The sequence below is a fragment of the Polaribacter sp. Hel1_85 genome (assembly GCF_000766795.1).
Lineage (GTDB): Bacteria > Bacteroidota > Bacteroidia > Flavobacteriales > Flavobacteriaceae > Polaribacter.
Genome location: NZ_JPDS01000001.1, coordinates 1576698 through 1594659, shown reverse-complemented (window position 1 = coordinate 1594659; position 17962 = coordinate 1576698). Strand labels below are relative to the sequence as shown.

General features: G+C 27.8%; 13 protein-coding genes. 10 read left to right on the top strand and 3 right to left on the bottom strand.

The annotated features are described in order from the left end of the window. The first annotated feature begins 3 nt into the window (after window positions 1–3). From PHEL85_RS06965 to PHEL85_RS06945, 5 genes are read left to right on the top strand one after another with little or no spacing between them, the layout of a single operon-like run. Complete coding sequence (locus PHEL85_RS06965; protein ID WP_036822768.1) at window positions 4–954, top strand: MraY family glycosyltransferase; 951 nt, start codon at window positions 4–6, stop codon at window positions 952–954. Between the two features lie 5 nt (window positions 955–959). Beyond that, window positions 960–2060, top strand: a complete 1101-nt coding sequence (locus PHEL85_RS06960; protein ID WP_052108472.1) for a DegT/DnrJ/EryC1/StrS family aminotransferase — start codon at window positions 960–962, stop codon at window positions 2058–2060. A gap of 29 nt (window positions 2061–2089) precedes the next feature. Further along, window positions 2090–3988 carry a nucleoside-diphosphate sugar epimerase/dehydratase gene (locus tag PHEL85_RS06955; protein WP_036822765.1) on the top strand — a complete coding sequence of 633 codons (1899 nt, stop codon included), beginning with the start codon at window positions 2090–2092 and terminating at the stop codon, window positions 3986–3988. Between the two features lie 44 nt (window positions 3989–4032). Further along, window positions 4033–4812, top strand: coding sequence for a polysaccharide biosynthesis/export family protein (locus tag PHEL85_RS06950; RefSeq protein WP_036823236.1), 780 nt, complete (start codon window positions 4033–4035; stop codon window positions 4810–4812). A 2-nt stretch (window positions 4813–4814) separates the two neighbouring features. Next, the gene (locus PHEL85_RS06945; protein ID WP_052108471.1) at window positions 4815–7199 is read left to right on the top strand and encodes a GumC family protein; all 2385 of its coding nucleotides are present in this window, start codon (window positions 4815–4817) and stop codon (window positions 7197–7199) included. A gap of 32 nt (window positions 7200–7231) precedes the next feature. Here the strand turns inward: PHEL85_RS06945 and PHEL85_RS06940 are convergent, their stop codons facing one another. Further along, window positions 7232–7969 carry a tyrosine-protein phosphatase gene (locus PHEL85_RS06940; protein ID WP_036822762.1) on the bottom strand — a complete coding sequence of 246 codons (738 nt, stop codon included), beginning with the start codon at window positions 7967–7969 and terminating at the stop codon, window positions 7232–7234. A 157-nt stretch (window positions 7970–8126) separates the two neighbouring features. Here PHEL85_RS06940 and PHEL85_RS06935 point away from each other — a divergent pair, with 157 nt between their 5' ends. Continuing rightward, a complete protein-coding gene (locus tag PHEL85_RS06935) occupies window positions 8127–8975 on the top strand; it encodes an N-acetylglucosamine kinase (protein WP_036822760.1) in 849 nt (282 codons plus the stop codon). Here the strand turns inward: PHEL85_RS06935 and PHEL85_RS06930 are convergent. Together PHEL85_RS06930 and gldJ are read right to left on the bottom strand one after the other, a co-directional pair. After that, entirely contained in the window at window positions 8972–10228 is a 1257-nt protein-coding gene (locus tag PHEL85_RS06930; protein ID WP_036822758.1) for a UDP-N-acetylmuramoyl-tripeptide--D-alanyl-D-alanine ligase, read from the bottom strand. The two genes, PHEL85_RS06935 and PHEL85_RS06930, sit on opposite strands and share 4 nt — an antisense overlap. A gap of 72 nt (window positions 10229–10300) precedes the next feature. Next, window positions 10301–11962, bottom strand: coding sequence for a gliding motility lipoprotein GldJ (gene gldJ, locus PHEL85_RS06925; protein WP_036822755.1), 1662 nt, complete (start codon window positions 11960–11962; stop codon window positions 10301–10303). A gap of 202 nt (window positions 11963–12164) precedes the next feature. On the opposite strand from gldJ, the gene porU reads away from it, so the two are divergent. The 4 genes from porU (at window position 12165) to PHEL85_RS06905 (ending at window position 17821) form a co-directional block, all read left to right on the top strand. Beyond that, window positions 12165–15560: a type IX secretion system sortase PorU gene (gene porU / locus PHEL85_RS06920; RefSeq protein ID WP_036822752.1), complete on the top strand. Its 3396-nt coding sequence runs from the start codon at window positions 12165–12167 to the stop codon at window positions 15558–15560. A gap of 40 nt (window positions 15561–15600) precedes the next feature. Continuing rightward, window positions 15601–16728, top strand: coding sequence for a type IX secretion system outer membrane channel protein PorV (gene porV, locus PHEL85_RS06915; protein WP_036822749.1), 1128 nt, complete (start codon window positions 15601–15603; stop codon window positions 16726–16728). A gap of 80 nt (window positions 16729–16808) precedes the next feature. Further along, entirely contained in the window at window positions 16809–17291 is a 483-nt protein-coding gene (gene cdd, locus PHEL85_RS06910; RefSeq protein WP_036822746.1) for a cytidine deaminase, read from the top strand. A gap of 149 nt (window positions 17292–17440) precedes the next feature. Continuing rightward, a complete protein-coding gene (locus PHEL85_RS06905) occupies window positions 17441–17821 on the top strand; it encodes a group III truncated hemoglobin (protein ID WP_036822743.1) in 381 nt (126 codons plus the stop codon). Window positions 17822–17962 lie beyond the last annotated feature (141 nt).

The window sequence follows — 17962 nt, the reverse complement described above, 5'->3', positions numbered from 1 at the left end:
TTTATGGAAAAATATTTTTTGGTTTTAATAATTTTAATTTTAGCATCTTATTTATATCTAAAACTAGCCGTTAAATTTAAAATTATAGACAAACCCAATCAAAGAAGTTCACATACAAAAATAACTGTTAGAGGAGGAGGTATTATTTTTCCTATAGCTATTTTATTATTCTTTTTTTTTAATGATTACCAATACCCATACTTTGTTTTAGGTGTTTTTTTGATTTCTATAGTTAGTTTTTTAGATGATATTTATACATTAAGTTCAAAAATTAGATTTCCATTTCAATTATTATCTGTAGTGATGGTTTTGTATCAAGTTGGTGTTCCCATTGAGGCTTTGTCCTTGTTTTACTTAATTCTTGGTGTTGGAACTATCAATTTTTTTAATTTTATGGATGGAATTAATGGGATTACAGGTTTGTATTCTATTGCTGTATTATCTATTTTTTATTTTATAAATTTAAATGAAGAAATTATAAATCCAGATTTGATTATATATCCTTTTATTTCACTCATTGTCTTTGGTTTTTATAACTTTAGGAAAAAAGCTGTTTTTTTTGCAGGAGATATTGGTAGTGTCACCATTGGTATTCTGATTTTTTTTATATTACTTTATTTTTATGTAGAATTAAAATCGCCTTTAATTATTTTAGCTATTATTGTATATGGTGCCGATGCTGCAAACACCTTTTTATATCGAAAAATTTTTACAAACGAAAGTGTTTTTGAACCTCATAGGCATCATGTCTACCAAAAGTTAGTAGATATTAAAAAGATGTCACACATAAAAGTGTCACTAATTTATACTATTATTCAGTTGCTATTAAATGTTGTTCTTTATAAAACGTATCAATTAGAGTTACAAACTCAATTTTTAATTTTAATAAGTATTATTTCTTTTTTTATCCTGATCTATATCTTGGTATTTAAAAAGTTAAAAGTAAGAAATTAACTATTTTGGATTCTAAAATTTACTTATCAAAACCAAATTTTAAAGAAATTTTAATTAATACTTCTTTTAAGGATAATAATGTTCTAAATTTTGAGGTTGCTCTAGAAAAATATTTAGGGTCTAACAAAAAAATAGTGGCTTTAAATTCTGGAACTTCAGCAATTCATTTAGCATTAATTTTAGCTGGTGTTCAAAAAGATGATTTAGTCATTTGTCAAAGTTTTACTTTTGTAGCAACTGCAAACCCAATTTTATATCAAAGAGCAAAACCTATTTTTATTGATAGTGAAATTGAAAAATGGAGTATGTGTCCATTGTTATTAGAGCAAACTATTAAAAAGTATATTTCCTTAAATAAAAAACCAAAAGCAATCATTGTAAACTGTAATTACGGAATGCCATCTAAAATAGAAACGATTATTTCTATTGCTAAGTTTTATGATATTAAACTAATTGAAGATGCTGCAAGTGGATTAGGTGCTTCTTACAAAGACCAAAAATGTGGCACTTTTGGGGATTTTGGTATTATATCTTTTAATGAAAATAAAATTTTAACCACTTTTGGAGGAGGTGCATTAATTTGTAAATCTGAGGAAGATAAAAATAGGGCCATATATTTAGCGAGTCAAGCAAAAGAAAAATTTGATTATTACCAACATTCAGAAATTGGTTATAATTACAAGATGGATAAATTATCTGCTTCTGTTGGTTTATCTGAGTTAAAAAATATAGAGCAATACATTCTTAGTCGGAGAAAAATTCATTTATTTTATGTAGAATTGTTTCAGAATATGGAAGGGATTCATGTATTTCATAATTCTGATGACAATTACTTTTCTAACCATTGGTTAACTTGTATTTTAATTAACGAGAAATTAGCTGGGTTTTCAAACGAAGATATGAGCAACCAATTGCTAAAAGATAATATTGAGTCAAGACCTTTATGGAAACCGATGCATTTACAACCTGTTTTTAAAGGTTGCCCATTTTATGGAGATGGTGTTTCTGAAGGATTATTTAATTCAGGCTTATGTTTGCCTTCTGGTTCTAACCTGACAGAAAATGATTTAGAACGAATCTCAACTTCTATTAAGAAAATTTTGTAAATTTGGTTTTTAAAATCTATTAATAAAGAATGATAAGAAATTTTTTTTTAAAAGCCCTCAACAAATATGCCTCTAAATGGGTTGTTTTTGTTATTGATGTTTTACTTGTTTGTTTTTCTTTCATTATAGCATATTCTATTAGATTTGACGTTAGTTTTAATTTTGATACTTCAACCTTAATATCACAACTAGTAGTTGTGATGATAATTGCTGCTTTAAGTTTTTTAATTATTGGTTCATATAAGGGGATTATAAGGCATACGGGCACTAGAGATGTTTTTAATGTATTTATTGGGGTCACTATTTTTAGTATCACAATTGGTTTTATAGTAGTTGTAAATCAATTATTTAGGATAAATACAAATTTCACCATCCCAAAATCTATTATTCTTATTCATTATTTAGTCTCTGTTTTTGTTTTAATAATAAGTAGATATGTTTTTAAAGCGTTTTATGAAGTTATTTCAACAGAATTAAATACGGTCACAAATGCATTGATTTATGGAGCTGGAGATTCTGGTATTATAACTTATGGTGCTTTAAATAGAGAACGTAAAGAGAATTATCAAATTTTAGGTTTTATTGATGATGATAAAAACAAAGTAAATAAAAAGATTGATAGAATTAAAATATATGACTTTTCCAAAATTAATAAAGAATTCATAGAAAAAAATGAAATTAATGAAGTTATTATTTCAATTCAAAAAATAAAACCTAGTAGACTTTTAGAAATTACAGATAAATTATTAGCCTTAAATTTAAAGGTTAAGATTGTTCCTCCTCTATCTAAATGGATAGAAGGAGATTTACAAGCCAATCAAATCAAACAAATTAACATTGAAGATTTATTAGATAGAGCACCAATCATTATTGATAATCCAATTGTACAAAGGGAAGTTAATGATAAGGTTATATTAGTTTCTGGTGCAGCAGGGTCTATAGGAAGCGAAATTTCTAGGCAATTAAGTTTATATACATGTAAATTGATCGTTTTAATAGATCAAGCTGAATCTCCACTTTATGACCTTCAACAAGAATTAATTCAAAATGGAGTTACAAATTTTGTCGCTATTGTATCTGACGTAAGAGATAGGCATAAAATGTCTAGGATTTTTAAAAAATATAAACCACAAAGAGTATTTCATGCAGCTGCATATAAACATGTGCCTTTAATGGAGAAATCTCCGTATGAAGCAATAAAAGTAAATGTATTCGGAACTAAGAATTTAGTAGATTTATCAGTTGAAAATGATATCGAGAGATTTGTTATGGTTTCAACAGATAAAGCAGTAAACCCAACAAATGTTATGGGAGCTTCTAAAAGAATAGCTGAATTGTATATTAGTTGTGTAAGTAAATTGTCGAAAAAGACTAAGTTTACAACAACAAGATTTGGAAATGTTTTAGGATCTAATGGTTCTGTTATTCCACTATTTAAAAGACAGATAGAAAATGGAGGGCCTTTAACAGTTACTCATAAAGAAATAACAAGGTACTTTATGACGATACCTGAAGCTTGTAGCTTGGTTTTGGAGGCAGGTACAATGGGTAAAGGTGGAGAAATTTATATCTTTGATATGGGGAAATCCGTTAAGATTTTTGAAATAGCAAAAAGAATGATTTATTTATCAGGATTAAGATATCCTGAAGATATAGATATAAAAATAACTGGATTAAGACCTGGGGAAAAATTGTATGAAGAATTATTAGCTGATGGAGAAAATACGATAAAAACGTATCATGAAAAAATAATGATTGCTAAAACTCAAAAGCTTGATGATTCTATTGTGAAAGTTAAAATTGATGATTTATCTCTTAATTTTAATAAATTAAACAACAGTGATCTAGTTAAATTAATGAAAGAATTATTACCAGAATATGTTTCTAATAATTCAGAATTTGAAAAACTAGATAAAGTTAGTGTTTAGTGAATTTTTATAATACTTTTGCAAAAAAAAAAAATATGGTCAAAATGAAAAATCAAATTAGTAACAAGTTTTTGTTACTAATCCTTTTAATATTTCAATTAAGCTCTTGTGTTTCTAAAAAAGATATTGTTTACTTTCAAAATGATGAGATTGAACAAGCTAAAGTTTCCAATAGTTACAAAACTATAATAAAACCTGACGATTTGTTGCAAATTACTATTACAGCATTAGATACTGACGCTGTAAGGCCTTTTAATTTGGCAGCAGTTACATATTCAACTTCATCTAATTCGGCAATTGGTGTGGCACAACAGCAAACTTATTTAGTTGACAATGTTGGAGAAATAGATTTTCCTATTTTAGGGAAGTTAAAAATAGGTGGTTTGTCAAGAGATGAAGCTATAAACTTATTAAAAGAAAAGTTAGAACCAGATTATTTAAAGGATCCAAATATTAATATTAAAATAGCTAATTTTAAGATAAGTATCTTAGGAGATATTTCAAGGCCTGGTTCTTACACAGTGCCAAATGAACGAATTACTATTTTAGAAGCAATTGCTCTTGCAGGAGATTTAAATATTTCAGGAAAAAGAAATGAGATTTTAGTCCATAGAGAAGAAGAAGGGAAAAAAGTTGTTTATAAGGTAAATCTATTATCTAAAGCAATTTTTACCTCGCCAGTATATTATTTACAACAAAATGATTTGGTTTATGTTGAACCAAATTATGCAAGAATACAATCTGCCTCATCTAACTCTAGTACTAGTTTGTTTATTTCAATAACAGGCTTATTGATAACTATTGTTTCTCTTTTAACAAGATAAAAATGCAAGAACAACAACAAAATTTTACTAGCAAAATAGTAGAAAATAATGATACTATTGATATTAGAGCGGAATTAGGGAAATACCTAGTTCATTGGAAATGGTTCGTAATTGGTGGGATGTTATCAATGGTTCTTGCTTTTATATATTTAAGGTACAAGACACCTCTATATAATGCATCTACTTCTATCATGATTAAAGACAATAAAAAGTCTGGTATTTCTGCGGAGTTAGCTTCTTTTTCAGATTTAGGGATTATAGGTGGTGGTTCTTCGAATAATACAGATAATGAAATTGAAATTTTAACATCACGTAAGATTATAGGAAATGTTGTTGATTCATTATCTTTAACAAGCTCTTATTTTTTAGAAGGAAGAATAAAGAAAAGCGAAGCTTATAATAAAACACCATTATTTTTAGAATTTATAAAGAAGGATGCTTTATTTACTGAAAAAGATACTGTTTTTGTAGTTTCGATTTTAGATAAAAATAAAATTGAATTTAAAAGTATTGATGGTGAATTTATTTTATCATCTAGTTTTAACGAGGTTATTAATAGTGAAATAGGTCAGTTTAAAATTACTAATTCTAAAGAGAATAATGAAATCTTTAGGGGAAAGGATGTTTTTATTAACATAAAAGGAAGAAATAAAGTTATTGATAGTTATACGGGGCGTATTAGTGTTAATCCTGCAAATAAAAACTCTAGTGTTTTAAAGATTAGTTTGCAAGATGCTGTGAAATCTAAATCTGAAGACATTTTAAATGAATTGGTTAAACAATATAATATAGACGCAATAAAAGATAAAAATATTGTTTCTGAGAAAACAAAAGATTTTATAGAAGATCGTTTGAAAAGTGTTGGTGCAGATTTAGCAGCTGTTCAGGATGATGTTAAAAATTATAAAACTAAATTTGGAATTTCTGGATTATCATCAGAAGGGGAATTGGCTTTACAAGAAGTTTCATTTAATAATAAAAAAATTGTAGAAATACAGAGTCAATTAAGTTTAGCTAATTGGATTCAAAAAAAATTAAAAAAAGAATCTGAAGCAAATGATGTTTTACCAACTAATCTAGGTTTTACAGATGTAAGTATCTCTTCTTCTATAGAAAGTTATAATGAATTGGTATTAAAGAAGAATAAATTATTAGTGACAGCTGGTAGTAAAAACCCTCAATTGATTGAAGTACAAAGTCAGATAACTACTTTAAATAGAAACCTTTTATCAAGTTTAGATAATTTAAAGAAATCATTAGAAATTCAATTATATCAACTTAATATTGAAGGAAACAAAGTAACTTCAAAAATAGTCAATATTCCTTTAATAGAAAGGGGAATGATTGATATTGAAAGGCAAAGAGAAATTTATTCAGAACTTTTTTCATATTTATTAAAGAAAAAAGAAGAAACAGCAATTTCTTTAGCAGTAACTGTTCCTAATGCTAAGATAATTGATGTTGCATATGGTTCTAGTATTCCGGTTTCTCCAAAAAGGAAAATCGTTTACCTAGCAGCTTTAATTTTAGGTTTGTTAATTCCATTTATTATTATCTATCTTAAAAATCTTTTAGACACAAAAATTCATTCTAGAAAAGATATTGAAGATTTAACAACTTTACCTTTCATTGGAGATGTACCTCATTCTGAAACAAATGATAAAATCGTTATAGGAAACGATTCAAGAACAAGTACTGCGGAAGCTTTCCGTTTGATAAGAACTAATTTAGATTTTATGTTACCTAATAATGACAATGACCTAGGTAAGACAATTTTTATTACTTCAACAACAAGTGGTGAAGGGAAATCATTTATATCCATTAACCTAGCTGCAGCACTATCTTTATCAAATAAAAAAGTTTTGTTATTGGGTATGGATCTTAGAGCTCCAAAAGTTACTGAATATCTAGGTATTTCTGAACGAAAAGGGATTACAAATTTTATAACGAATGACAATATTTCTTTGGATGATGTAAAATTTACAATTCCTGAAATTAAAGGATTAGATATTATTTCTTCTGGTGTTATTCCTCCAAATCCTGCAGAATTATTACTTAGTGCTAAAGTTAAAGAGTTGTTTGATGAAGTAAAAAAGGACTATGATTTTATTATTGTTGACACAGCACCTGTAAATTTAGTTACCGATACTTTGTTAGTTGCTAAGTATGCAAATATGTTTATGTATGTTACAAGAGCAAATTACTTAGATAAACGAATGCTGAATATACCTCAGACTCTATATAACGAAAAAAAATTACCAAATATGGCTATTGTTTTGAATGATACAGATATGAAAAAAGGTTATGGATATGGATATGGTTACGGTTATGGAAATGGATACATAGAACAGGTTAAAAAACCATGGTATAAAAGAATTTTAAGTTAAAAAATAAAAGCATCCATTTGGATGCTTTTATTTTATAAGAACTTTTTATTGTTATCTAAAAGATGGTTGATTTTTTCTAAATTCTTTTTAGTACTAATTTTCTTCAGAAGGTCTAAATGATTATGATGATGAGTATCTGTACCAACAAAGTCATAAAAATTCTCTTTTAATAGTTTTTCAGAAATTTTTTGAACACCTTTTCCATATTGTTCAGTAAGAGATAATAGGTTTAATTGAAATAAACATCCAGCTTTTTTAAGTTTATGATAATGATTAATATCATTATGATAAAAATTGTATCGTTCAGGATGAGCTAAAATAGGTTTGTATCCTTTTAATTGTATTTCAAATAAGATATCGTATATATTAATTGGAGCACTGAAATAAGACATTTCTACAAGAACAAAATTATCTTTTAAAGTCAGGATATCATCTTTTTCTAAAAGTTCAGAAAACTGCTCATCCATCATATATTCTGCAGCAGCTTCAATAGATACATCTTTAATATTCCTTTTTATAAGTTCTTCTTTTACTTCCTGTAGTTTTTCTTTTATTGTATTTGAGGAATTGGGATAAACATCTCCTAAAACATGAGGTGTAGTTATAAAATTCTTAATACCATAAGAACGCATTTTTAAAATTAACTCAATTGAGTTGTCTAAATTTTTTGCTCCATCATCAATTCCAGGTAATAAATGAGAATGTATATCAACAAAACCTTCTGGAAAGAATTCAATTAAAGGGATGTCCTTTTTCTTAAAAAAAATCATATTATTAATTTAATACAAATTTACAATAATTTAAAGCATTTTTTAATTCTTATTATTGTTCAGAATAAAATATTAAATACGAAAACGATTGAAGATTCATTTGCTATTGTATATGAATTATACTTATAATATCTTTGAGTACAAAATAAACAGAATTATGATTTTAATTGCAGATGGAGGTTCTACAAAGGCAGATTGGATTGCTATAAATAGTGATAAAGAAGAAGAATTTAGAGTAAGGACTTTAGGGTTAAATCCTGCTATTGTTTCTGAAGAAGAATTGTATAATAGAATTATTAATATGTTTCAACTTATTAATATAAAAGAAGATGTATCGGAAATTCATTTTTATGGTGCTGGTTGTGGTACACCCAAACCTATTCAGATTTTAAAAACGATTTTAGAATCAATTTTTGTAAATGCAAAAATATTTATTTCTGAAGATATGTTAGCAGCTGTTTATGCTGCAACAGGTAAAGAGCCAGCTTTAGTTTGTATTTTAGGAACAGGTTCTAATAGTTGTTATTATGATGGTGAAAATATGGAGATGTTAGTTGCTTCTCTTGGATATATTTTAATGGATGAAGCTAGTGGTAATTACTTTGGAAAAAAACTTATTATAGACTATTACTATCATAAAATGCCAAGTAGAATTGCAGAAAAATTTAATGAAGAGTTTGATTTAGATCCAGATTATATTAAGAAAAACTTGTATAGGGAACCAAACCCTAATATGTATTTAGCTTCTTTTGCAAAATTTATGTTTGATTTTAAAGAAGATAAGTATATTAAGAAAATAATTAAAAAAGGATTCCAAGAATTTTTTAAATATAGAGTCTTACCTTACAATAAAACGGCTGATACTCCAATTTACTTTATAGGTTCAATTGCACATTATTTTAGAGATATTTTAGAAAATATTGCTAAAAAGAACGATTTAGTCATTACTGATGTAATACAAAGACCAATTGATAATTTATTAGAATATCATAAGAATAATATTTAAATAATAATATCTAAAAGTCTTTCTAAGCGCATTCCTCTTGAACCTTTAATCAGAATTGATTGATGTTTAAGAGGATTGTTTTTTAGATGCATTAATAAGTCTTCATACGTTCTAAATAGATGGTGTTTTGTTTTAGTTTGATAAAAGTTTTCACCCACAAAATAAGTAGTATTAAAACCTAGTTTTTTGACTAAATTAATAACAGCTTTGTGTTCTTCTATACTTGTTTCTCCTAATTCAAACATATCACCTAAAATAACGGTCTTAAATTCTGCATTAATTGATTCAAAATTTTCTAATGCAGCTTTCATACTTGAAGGATTTGCATTGTAAGCATCTAAAATAATTCGATTAGATTTTTTTTTGATAATTTGAGAACGATTGTTATTAGGGACATATTCTTCTATAGTACTTTTAACATCTGAATCAGAAACCTTAAAATGATTACCAATTGTACATGCAATAGCTATATTTGTATAGTTGTATTTCCCTATTAGATTACTTTGTATGATGTTAGTATTAAAAGATAATTTTACAAATGGATTTACTTCAATAAATTTTAAACTAGCACAGAAAGGTTTGTTATTTATTCTTTTTGTTTTTTCAACTTGAATAGGATCTTCTGGATTAATAAATGCAGTTTTATTATTGTTTTCTAAATAAGTATACAATTCACTTTTCCCTTGGATAACTCCTTCAATTCCTCCAAAACCTTCTAAATGCGCTTTTCCAAAATTAGTTATATAACCAAAATCGGGTTCACAAAGTGAACATAAAAAAGCAATTTCTTTTTGATGATTTGCTCCCATTTCTACAATTCCTATTTCAGTTTCTGGTGTCATTGAAAGTAAAGTAAGAGGAACTCCAATATGATTATTCAAATTCCCGACTGTTGCTGTAGTTTTATGTTTTTTCGATAAAACAGCATTTATCAACTCTTTAGTAGTTGTTTTTCCATTACTACCAGTTAATCCAATAATTGTTGTTTTTAGAATATTTCTGTGATAATTAGCTAATTTTTGTAGTGTTTCTAAAACATTATCAACTAAAATAATATGAGGATGTGTGCAATATGCTATTTCATCAACAATTGCATAAATAGCTCCAAGTTCAAGTGCTTTTTCTGCAAACTTATTTCCATTAAAATTATCGCCTTTTAAAGCGAAAAAAATAGTGTTTTTTCTAATTTTTCTAGTGTCTGTATCAACAAGAAAATGATTAGCATATAATTTGTAAATGTCTTTAATCTTCATTTTTTAAAAATAAAAAAAACCTCACTGTAAATCATACAGAGAGGTCAAGTTTTTTTGAAATAAAAAGTATTTTTAATTTCTAGCTTTTCTTTTCTTGTAAGTCATTGGTCCTACTTTATCAGTAACACATCTAAACCCTATAAAGTTAGTTGCCATGTATTCTGGTAAATATCTTCTTTGAGCAGGATCTAACCAATATTCTCTATCAGACCAAGCACCACCTTTATATACTCTTGTTCTATTACTAATTAATGTAGTTCTTTTTTTAGCGTCATTTACTAAAATTTCTCTTCCTGTTTCAGGATCTATTTCAGTACTTGGTTTTCTTGGAGAATTGTACATACTTGGTCTAGATCCAAACTGTTCTTCATCATCTTCATAAAATCTCGAAGAATTTAAATCACCATCTCCAATATCAGTATTGTTAGAAACCGTAAAGTTTCTTCTTAAAGTTACATCATCTTTTGTAATTGGAATGTACTTAATACTTCCAGGTAATTGTTTGGGAATTATTTTACCATTAGGTAATGTGTCATATTCTACTTCAGATCCAGCAGAACCGTCAGCAATTACAACTTTTCCGTTTTCATCAATCATTTTTTTAGTAAACACATTTCCTCTAAAATAATTGAAGTCATTTGCTTCATTATCTATAATCGGTCTATAAACATCAGCTACCCATTCTGCAACATTACCAGACATATCATACAACCCAAATCCATTTGGAGGATAAGATTTTACTCGAATAGGAATATCAGAACCATCAGAACTCCAGCCAGATAAACCACTATATTCACCTTTACCTTGTTTAAAGTTTGCTAATTGATCACCTCTAAATCTTTTTTCTGTTTCTCTAGAGTATTTACCATTCCAAGCATATTTTTTTCTACCTCTAACATTGTTGTATTCTCTATTTTCAATGTTTGCTTTTGCGGCAAATTCCCATTCTGCTTCAGTTGGTAATCTAAATTTCTGACTTAAAACACCATCAGCTTGCGTAATTTTTCTTCCTTCAAAAGATCCTTTAGCACCTCTTACAGAACCTCTAGTTCTAATTCCTCTTTTATATACAGTTGTGTCACCATCAAAAAGTTTATCAGAATCTGCTAAGAAAACGTCTGTATCAAAAAAGTTTCTAATAGTATCATTATCAAAAATATTTTTGATATACCCTTTATCTATTAATTTCTTTAAGTTTACAGCATCAGTACGCCATTTACAATATTGATTTGCTTGTAACCAGCTAACACCAACCACAGGGTAATCTGCATAAGCAGGATGTCTTAAGTAATTTTCAGATAAAATATCTGTGTTTCCTAAACTTTTTCTCCATACTAAAGTATCTGGTAGAACAGAATTGTATATATGTTTATATTTTTCTTCTGATGGAGGAAAAACATCTTTAATATATTGTACATATAAAAAGTATTCAGAGTTTGTAACTTCTGTTTCATCCATAAAGAAAGAACGAATATGCATCTTTTTTGGAGTTGTGTTCCAATCAAACATCACGTCATCTTGTACTTGTCCCATTGTAAAAGAACCCCCCTCAATAGCAATCATTCCTAAAGGAATTTCTTGACCAGCAGTTGCATTCCCTCTTATAAAATTATTATATTTAGGATTATTAAAAGGTAATCCTGTAAGTGTCGAACTTCCTGAAGTTGTTTTACTACAGCTAGCTAACGCTAAGATTGATAGTACAACTAAAGATATTTTAAATACGTTTCTCATTTCCTAATTAAAAATTAGTTTAGGGTTTTTATTATAGCGATGCAATTTACAATAATTATACTTTCAAACAAGTAAATTGCTAATTTTAACGCTTCATTTTTCTTCTCACAATTTAATAAACGATTGCATTTTAAATTTAGTATAATTTATCTTTATAAGAACTAAAATATCTATAAATAATTTGCGTTATTTGAATACCATTATGAGAAAACACATTTTAGTCCTTTTTTTTATATTTTTTATTCAGATAATTTCTTCTCAAGTTAGCAATTCTGTATTGTCTACAGGAGATTGGTTTAAGTTTTCTGTAGATACTACAGGTGTTTTTAAAATTGATAAAAATTTATTACAAGAGATAGGAGTATCTACAAAAGATTTAAATCCTAAGAAAATTCATATTTATGGAAATGGTGGAAATCTATTACCTGTTTTAAATTCTGACTATAGATATGATGATTTGCAAGAAAATGCAATATATATAGAAGGAGAAAATGATGGTTCTTTTGATAATTCTGATTTTATCCTTTTTTATGCAAAAGGTCCTCATGATTGGGTTGTAAATTCAGCTAGTAAAACAGCAACACATAGACAAAATATTTATTCTGATGAAGCTTATTATTTTATAACAGTAAATAATGATGATGGAAAAAGAATTCAACAAAAAGAACCTGTTACTACAAGTGCTGCTATTCAAATTGCAACTTTTGATGATTTTACTTTTTATGAAAAAGAAGAGAAAAGTATATTAAAAGTTGGTACTCAATGGTTTTTTAAAAGTGATTTTAATATTGAAAACACACAGAGTTTTAAAATACCTTTTCCAAATGCGGTTACTAGTGAAAATATTTCTGTTAAAGTAAGAGGTGTATCAACTTCAGTATCTTCTTCAACAATGGTTGTAAAAGTTAATGGACAAGATATTTATACTTTTAATTATTCAGGAGTTAGTTCTGGTGGGCTAACAAAAGCAAATCCAGCCGAAAAAAATGCAAGTATTCAAAATTCTTCAAACGCAATTGATGTTTCAATAACTTATGATAATGCTGGTAATCCTTCTGCAGAAGCGTATCTAGATTTTATTGAAATAATTGGAAAAAAGAATCTAATTGCTGATGGAAATCAATATTCATTTAGAAGTTTTGAGCAAGCAATTACTTCTGGTGCTGTTGAATATCAGATTCAGAATAATGCAAATATTTTTCAAGTTTGGGATGTTAGTAATCCAATAGCACCTACAAATATTATTAATGAAGATACTGGTAGCAATTTTACTTTTAAAGATGATTCTGGTATTTTAAAAGAATATGTACTTTTAAATCAAAATGATTATTATGTTCCTAAATCAATTCAAAACGGAAAAGTTGTAAATCAAAATTTACATGCTTTAAAAGACATTAACTATATTGTTATCACAAATTCAGAATTATCTTCTGAAGCCCAAAGATTGGCAGATTACCATCAGTCAAATTCAAACTTTACAACAAAAGTTGTCATTTTAGATGAAATTTATAATGAATTTTCTTCTGGTTCTAAGGATATTACAGGAGTTAGAGATTTTTTAAAACATATTTATAATACCAATTCATCAGTAGAAAAAAAGTTAAAATACGTTTGCTTTTTTGGTGATTCATCTTATGATTATAAAGATAGAGTGAATGGTAATAATAATATTGTACCTGTTAAGTTATCGGAAGCAAGTTTTAATTTGGCAAGTTCTTGGGTTACAGACGATTTTTTTGTGATGCTAGAAGATAATGAAGGTACAATGGCTTCATCTCATACAATTGATGTAGCTTCAAGTCGTATTCCTGTGTCAACAGTTACACAAGCTAAAGATGTAGTAGATAAAATTTTAAACTATTACAGTAAAAAAGCAATAGGAGATTGGCGAAATACAATTACACTATTAGCTGATGACATAGATGATACAGGAGAAGAAGTAATTGAGCAAGGTGTAGAAACTATTGCAGATGAAATTAAAGTAAATAAGCCAATTTTTAACGTAAATAAAATCTATTTAGATTCTTATGTTCAAGAAAATTCTTCTGGAGGTGAACGTTATCCAGAAGTTAAAAGTGCTATAACTAATGCAATTGAAAAAGGTACATTGGTTTTCGATTATTTTGGTCATGGAGGTGAAGATGGTTTTGCGTCAGAAAGAATTTTAGAAAAACCTCAAATTCAGAGTTTTAATAATTTAAATACATTACCATTATTAATTACAGTTACTTGTGATTTTTCTAGATTTGATAATCCAGAAAGAACTACAGCTGGAGAACTTACATTATGGAATGCTTCAGGTGGGGCTGCAAGTATGGTTACTACAACAAGAGAAGTTTTTATTTCTGTTGGTCAACGTTTTAATCAACAATTAATTAGGGTTTTATTAGAATTTAATAATGAAGATTTAACAATTGCAGAATCTTTAATGAAAACAAAAAATGAGTTTTCAAATACTCAGAAATTCTTTATTTATCACTTTGGTGATCCAGCAATGAAATTAGCGGTGCCAAAACCAAATATTCGAATTACAAAGATGAATGGTAAGGACGTAACACAGCCTTTAGATACTTTAAAAGCATTGTCTAAAGTTAGTTTTGAAGGTGTAATTGTTGATAGTTCCGATATTGTTTTAAATGATTTTAATGGTTCCCTTTCTACTTCAGTTTTTGATAAACCAATTGATAAAACAACGTTAGACAATGATGGTTTTGGTATTAAAATGACATTTGATACACAAGATAGTAAGTTATTTAGAGGGAAATCTACTGTAGAAAATGGTAATTTTAAGTTTGATTTTATTGTACCTAAAGATATTAAAATTGCTTATGGAAAAGGAAAGTTGAGTTTTTATGCAGAAAATGGTGAAATTGATAAAGCTGGTTATAATTTTGATGTTGTAGTTGGTGGAATTGATAGCAATGCTCCTTATGATACTGTTGGGCCAGAAATAAAATTGTACATGAATGATGAATCGTTTATTGATGGAGGTAATACAAATGCCTCACCAAACTTAATTGCAGTTTTAACAGATTCTAGCGGAATTAATACTTCTTTAACAGCTGTAGATCATGATATTGTTGGTGTTTTAGATGGAGATACAACAAATCCAATTGTACTAAATGATTTTTATCAAACAGAATTAAACGATTTTACAAAAGGAAAAGTAAATTACAGGTTAAGAGATTTAGATGTTGGGCCTCATACTTTAAAAATAAAAGCTTGGGATACTTACAATAATTCATCTGAAGCTACGTTAAATTTCGTGGTTGTTAGTGATGCTATTTTAAATTTAGAAAATGTTTTAAATTACCCAAATCCTTTTGTAAATTACACCGAATTTTGGTTTAATCATAACAAACCTAATGAACCCTTAGAAGTGCAAGTGCAGGTTTTTACAGTTTCAGGGAAATTAGTAAAAACAATCAATCAAAATGTTATAACAACAGGTAATTTAGCAAGAAGTATTACTTGGAATGGTTTAGACGATTTTGGAAATAAAATCGGAAAAGGAGTTTATGTTTATAAGTTAAAAGTAAAATCAACAACAAGCAATCTAGTTTCAGAGAAGTATGAAAAATTAGTAATACTTCAATAAAAATTAGATATTTGTCAAACAAAAATTAGAATAATATCAAATGAAAAAATTAGGAATCTATTTTTTACTTTGTGCATTTGTAAGTGTTAAAGTATCAGCGCAAACAAATACAGAAGTTACAGGAGGAATTACAACTGCTACACCATTTTTATTAATTGTACCAGATGCAAGAGCAGGTGGTATGGGAGATATGGGAGTTGCAACATCTGCAGATGCTTTTTCTCTTTTTCATAATGCTGCAAAAATGACATTTAGTAACAGGCAAGTTAAGACAGGAATTACCTATTCTCCTTGGTTACGAAATTTAACAGATGATATTTTTATAGGAAGTGCTTCTTATATGAATAGATTTAGTGAAAATGCAGCTTGGGGAGCAGATTTTAAATATTTTTCTTTAGGGCAAATTGATCTAACAAATTCTGATGGAAGTGATAATGGCTCTATTAATCCTAATGAATTTGTAGCAACAGGTTCTTATGCTTTAAAATTGAGTGAAACGTTTTCTATGGGAGTTGGGTTAAAATATATTCGTTCTAACTTAGCATTTAATGGTACTGCAGGTAATTCTTTACAACCAATTAATTCTTTTGCGGTTGATGTTTCTGGATATTATCAATCATTAGAAGAAAACTACGGCAACTTTAATGGGCGTTATAGAATAGGTTTTAATTTTACTAATATTGGACCAAAAGTTTCTTATACACCAGGTGAAGAAGATTTTATACCAACGAATTTAAAATTTGGTGGTGGTTTCGATTTTATTTTAGATGATTACAATACAATTTCTACAAATGTTGAGTTTACTAAATTATTAGTTCCAACTCCACAAGAAGACGGATCTGAACAAGACCAAGGTTGGGTAGAAGGAATTTTTAGTTCTTTTGGAGACGCTCCAGGAGGATTTAGCGAAGAAATTAAAGAATTTACCTACGCTTTAGGTACAGAGTATTTATATAATAATGCTTTTGCTTTAAGAGGAGGTTATTTTCATGAAAGTGCAGAAAAAGGGAATAGACAATATTTTACTTTAGGTGCTGGATTTAAAACCAACGCAATGAATATAGATTTATCTTATTTAGTGAATTCTTCTGATGTAAATAATCCTTTAGAAAACTCTTTACGATTTTCTTTATCTTTTGATTTAGGTGAAGTTTTTGACGATTATTAATAGTCAATAATTTTTAGTAATTTTATAAAAACATTCAAAGCAGTCAAATAAGGCTGCTTTTTTTTGACGAACAGATTTTTATGAGAAAAATTGAAATTTCAACATCGGCAACTATATATAAAGACAGTACCGAACTTTCTGTAGAAGATAAAATGCTAATGGATAAAGCAATAGAAGCAAGGGAAAAAGCATATGCTCCATATTCTAAATTTAATGTAGGAGCTGCTTTACTGTTAGATAATGGTGAAATTGTTTTAGGAAATAACCAAGAAAGTGCAGCTTATCCATCAGGAATGTGTGCAGAAAGAGTTGCTATTTGGAAAGCAGCTTCAACATATCCAGATATGAAAATAAAAAAACTAGCAATTTCAGCAAGTTCAACAATAAGTAAAGTAAATAAACCTGTTGGACCTTGTGGTGCATGCAGACAAACATTATCTGAATACGAAATAAATCAGAAAGAACCTTTTCCAGTAATTTTTATGGGAGAAGTAGGTGAGGTTGTAAAAACAGAATCATTACTTTCTTTATTGCCTTTTTCTTTTGATAGTTCTTATTTATAATTAATTTTTTGGGCGTTTTAACGGGCTTTTCACTATATCTTTTTGCCAGAAAAAGCAAAAAGGATGCCGTTGCAATCCCTAACGCAAATTGCCATCTTGCAAACAATTAGTATTATAAAAAAAAATATTTACAATATTTAAAATAAAATATGAAACCAGATATATCATCAAGAGAAGATATTAAACTCATTATAACTAAGTTTTATAAGTTGTTGTTAGCTGATCAAAAGATGATTCCTTTTTTTGAGGATATTGTTGCACATAATCATTTAGAGGAACATTTAGAAATCATTTCAGACTTTTGGAATGATATTCTTTTTGATACAAATTCATATTCAAATAATGTAATGAAAAAGCATGTTGATAAAAATGTTTTTGTAGCATTTAAAAAAGAGCATTTTACCATTTGGATGTCGTATTTATTTGAAACTATTGATGCCAGTTTTGATGGAGAAAATGCCCATAATATGAAAAACAGAGCAAGGTCTATTGCTACTGTTATGGAGCTAAAGTTAGGTGTTTACCAATAATTAATTCTTGCTTTTTATAAAGCTTTTTTACTTAAAAATAGAAGTTTGAATATCATTTTTTAAAATAAAAATTAATCCTATTTTTGGAAGAAATTGTAATTTAGAGGGCTTATATTTTTTCAATAAAATAAAATTTTACCT